A 3,828-nucleotide genomic window follows, 5' to 3' on the forward strand; every position below is an offset into this window, starting at 1 on the left:
GGATGATCACTGTGTATGTGTCCCGCAAAAGCATTCCAATGTATATTGTGCTGCAGGAGGCTTCGGACCGGTTTGTGCGCATGGTCAGGGAGGATATCGCCGGTATCCGGGTGATCAAGGCTTTGTCCAAGACTGATTATGAAACGGAGAAATTTCGTGCCATCAACAAAGAGGTGGTGGAACGGGAGCGGAAAAACGGAATGGTGATGGCCATTATAGATCCGGCCATGAATATTCTTTTGAATCTGGGACTGGTCTGCGTGATTTTCGTGGGCGCTCTGCGGGTAAATGGCGGGAACTGCGAGGTGGGAAAGATACTTGCCTTTACCACATATTTTACCATTATCCTAAACGCCATGCTGTCTATCTCCAAAATGTTTACCATATTGTCAAAGGCGATCGCCTCAGGAAATCGTATCTGGCAGGTGCTGGAGACCAAGGAGGACATGCAGGTGCTGGAGATGAAAGAGGATCAGCAGACACCGGAGGAGATCGTTTTTGAACATGTGAGCTTTTCTTATCTGAAGCAAAAGGATGCTGATATCCGGGACTTGAGCTTTCGTATAAAGCGCGGCGAGACGCTGGGGATTATCGGGGAGATCGGCTCCGGGAAATCCACAATTATCAATCTGATGATGCGGATGTATGATGCGGACCAGGGGCGCATTTTGATTTCGGGAAGAGATGTGCGCACTTATAAGCCGGGAGAACTGAAAAGCAGGTTTGGCGTTGTATTTCAGAATGATACGATTTTTGAGGATACCATTGCGGGAAATGTAACGCTGGGCAGAGAGCTTGATGAGACCCAGGTACAGGAGGCGCTTTTGTATGCCAGAGCAAGAGAATTTGTGGAGGGCCGGACAGGCAGGGAGGAGGAAGCCCTGAACATAAAGGGCGCCAATTTAAGCGGAGGCCAGAAACAGAGGGTTCTGATCGCCAGAGCCCTTGCGGCAAAGCCCCGGATATTGATACTGGACGACTCCTCCAGCGCATTGGACTACAAGACAGATGCTGCCCTGAGAAGGGGAATCAGAGAGCATTTTGAGGGAACCACTTTGGTCATTGTGGCCCAGAGAATCAGCTCCATTTTAAACGCCGATCATATTCTGGTGATGGAGGACGGGAAGGCTATCGGCTATGGAACCCATGAGGAGCTTTTGCGCAGCTGCGCCGTATACAGGGAGATCGGGAAATCCCAGATGGGAGAGGAGGTGACTGCAGGTGTCTGAGCGAAAGGGAAAGCAAAAGGACGGCAGGCGTTATTCCAGAGGCACCATTCTCCGCCTTGGAAAATATCTGCTTCACTATAAGTGGCTGCTTTGTCTGGCTCTTGTGTGTACTTTGGGCAGTAATCTTTTTTCCCTGATCGGCCCAAGGCTTACCGGCTTCGCCATCGGGGCCATAGAGCCGGGAAAGGGGAAGGTAGATTTTGAACAGGTCTTTTATTACGGGGCATGGATGGCTGGATTCTATGTGATTTCTGCCGCTATGGCATATGGACTGCAGGTACTGATGCTCACTATCAGCCGCAAGGTAGTGTATAAAATGCGTCAGGATGTATTTGAGAAGCTTTTGTCTCTTCCGGTGGGATATTTTGACATTCATCAGACAGGGGATATCATCAGCCGCATTTCCTACGATATTGATACGGTAAATGCCTCTCTGTCCAACGACCTGGTGCAGCTTCTGACTACCGTGATCACGGTGACGGGGGCTTTGGGAATGATGATCACCATTTCTCCCAGACTGGTTTTGGTGTTTGCGTTTACGGTGCCTTTGTCCATATGCCTGACAAAGTTTATCACGGGAAAGACCAGGCCGCTTTTCCGCATCCGCTCTGCGAAGCTTGGGGAGATGAACGGCTTTGTGGAGGAGATGATAACTGGACAGAAAACCTTGAAGGCCTACGGAAGGGAAGCGTACACCGTGGGGCGGTTTGACGTAAAAAACAAGGAGGCGGTGGACGCCTATTACCGGGCGGAATATTATGGAAGCATCGTAGGGCCTACCGTAAATTTTGTAAACAATCTGTCCCTGTCCCTGATCAGTGTGTTCGGCGCGCTTTTGTATCTGGCGGGAAGCATGTCCATCGGGGATATTTCCTCCTTTGTGCTCTACTCCCGGAAATTTTCCGGGCCCATCAACGAGGCGGCTAATATTATGAGCGAGCTGCAGTCCGCGCTGGCGGCTGCGGAGAGGGTGTTCCGCCTGATCGACGAGGAGCCGGAAAAGGCGGACGCCGCACAGGCCCTGGAGCTTACACACACAGAGGGAGACGTGCGGGCGGAGCATATCAGCTTTGGCTATACGCCGGACAAAACCATTATTCATGACCTGAGCTTTCACGCAAGCCCCGGAAAGCTCATTGCCATTGTGGGCCCCACCGGGGCGGGAAAGACTACCTTGATCAATCTGCTGATGCGGTTTTACGATCCCCAGCAGGGAAGTATTTTGGTGGATGAGAAGGACATCGGCGGTCTTACCAGAAAAAGCCTGAGGAAGGCTTACGCCATGGTGCTTCAGGATACATGGCTGTTTTATGGAACCATTTATGAGAATCTGGCCTATGGAAGGGAGGACGCCTCCATGGAGGATGTGATAAGGGCGGCGAAGGCGGCGCATATCCACTCCTTTATCAAAAAGCTTCCCCAGGGCTACGACACTGTTTTGACGGATGAGGGAACCAATATTTCCAAGGGGCAGAAGCAGCTGCTCACCATTGCAAGAGCCATGCTGCTGGACGCAAAAATGCTGATTCTGGATGAGGCCACTTCCAATGTGGATACCCGGACGGAATTGGAAATTCAACAGGCAATGCGTCGGCTGATGGAGGATAAAACCTGCTTTGTGATTGCCCACAGATTGTCCACCATCAAAAACGCGGACTGGATCCTTGTGGTAAAGGACGGGGAGGTGGTGGAGCAGGGCACCCATGAGCAGCTGATGGAGAGGCCCAGCTTTTACAGGCAGCTTTACAGAGCGCAGTTTGAGTAGGGTGGAGCCGTATTTCGTTACATATTGAGCTGAGGTTGGGCATACACTTTTACAAAAGGCATATAAGTGGGATTTTATATGAAAAAAGCGGCAGCGGCAATCCTGATTCTTGATTGTATATTGGGATTGCTGCTTTTTGGTTTATCTGAAAATAGACGGGCAGCGGTGACGGCTGCAGGAGGAGATGCCTCTGCGGCTGTCTGGGGCGAAGAGGCGGAGAGAAAAGAGGCGGCGGAGGATGTGAAAAAAATAGCGCTGACCTTTGACGACGGCCCACACCCCTATTACACCGAGCAGCTTCTGGACGGCTTAAAGGAACGGGGAGTACATGCCACTTTTTTTGTGACGGGAGAGCATGCACAGCTGCATCCTGATGTGATCAAAAGAATGAGTGAGGAGGGGCATCTGATCGGTAACCATACCTACAGCCATATGCAGCTTGCCAGGGACAACAGGGAGGAATTTAAAGAAGAGCTGATCAAAACAAATGAAATTATTGAGGAAATCACGGGAAAGGAGGTGCTCTATGTGCGTCCGCCCTATGGAAGCTGGGACAAGAAATTTGAATCGGAGCTAAATATGTTTCCGGTGCTCTGGAATGTGGACCCGCTGGACTGGTGCTCCTCTAATGTGTCCTGCATTACAGAAAAGGTGGTATCCAATGTGGAGGAAAACGATATAATTCTGATGCACGATTATTATGATACCACGGTGACGGCAGCCTTGAAAATTGTGGATGAGCTGATGAAGGGGGGGTATACCTTTGTGACGGTGGAGGAGATATTGTTTGACTAACAGCATGGAAACATATGCTTTAGTTATACAACATATGGC

Annotated in this window: 3 protein-coding genes; all 3 read left to right on the forward strand. The window is 50.5% G+C overall.

The features are described from left to right. On the forward strand, nucleotides 1–1,229 hold a 1,229-nt coding region (locus AC1WIP_RS12835; RefSeq protein ID WP_481142199.1), incomplete at its 5' end, for an ABC transporter ATP-binding protein. Continuing rightward, entirely contained in the window at nucleotides 1,222–2,994 is a 1,773-nt protein-coding gene (locus tag AC1WIP_RS12840) for an ABC transporter ATP-binding protein (RefSeq protein ID WP_481142200.1), read from the forward strand. The genes AC1WIP_RS12835 and AC1WIP_RS12840, both read left to right, overlap by 8 nt. 78 nt (nucleotides 2,995–3,072) lie before the next feature. Then, nucleotides 3,073–3,789 carry a polysaccharide deacetylase family protein gene (locus tag AC1WIP_RS12845; RefSeq protein ID WP_481142201.1) on the forward strand — a complete coding sequence of 239 codons (717 nt, stop codon included), beginning with the start codon at nucleotides 3,073–3,075 and terminating at the stop codon, nucleotides 3,787–3,789. Nucleotides 3,790–3,828 lie beyond the last annotated feature (39 nt).

The sequence above is a fragment of the Acetatifactor sp. genome (assembly GCF_982438285.1).

Bases quoted from the DNA above. Each gene is read 5' to 3' on its own strand.
- AC1WIP_RS12845 (WP_481142201.1), top strand. From the start codon at position 3,073: ATGAAAAAAGCGGCAGCGGCAATCCTGATTCTTGATTGTATATTGGGA.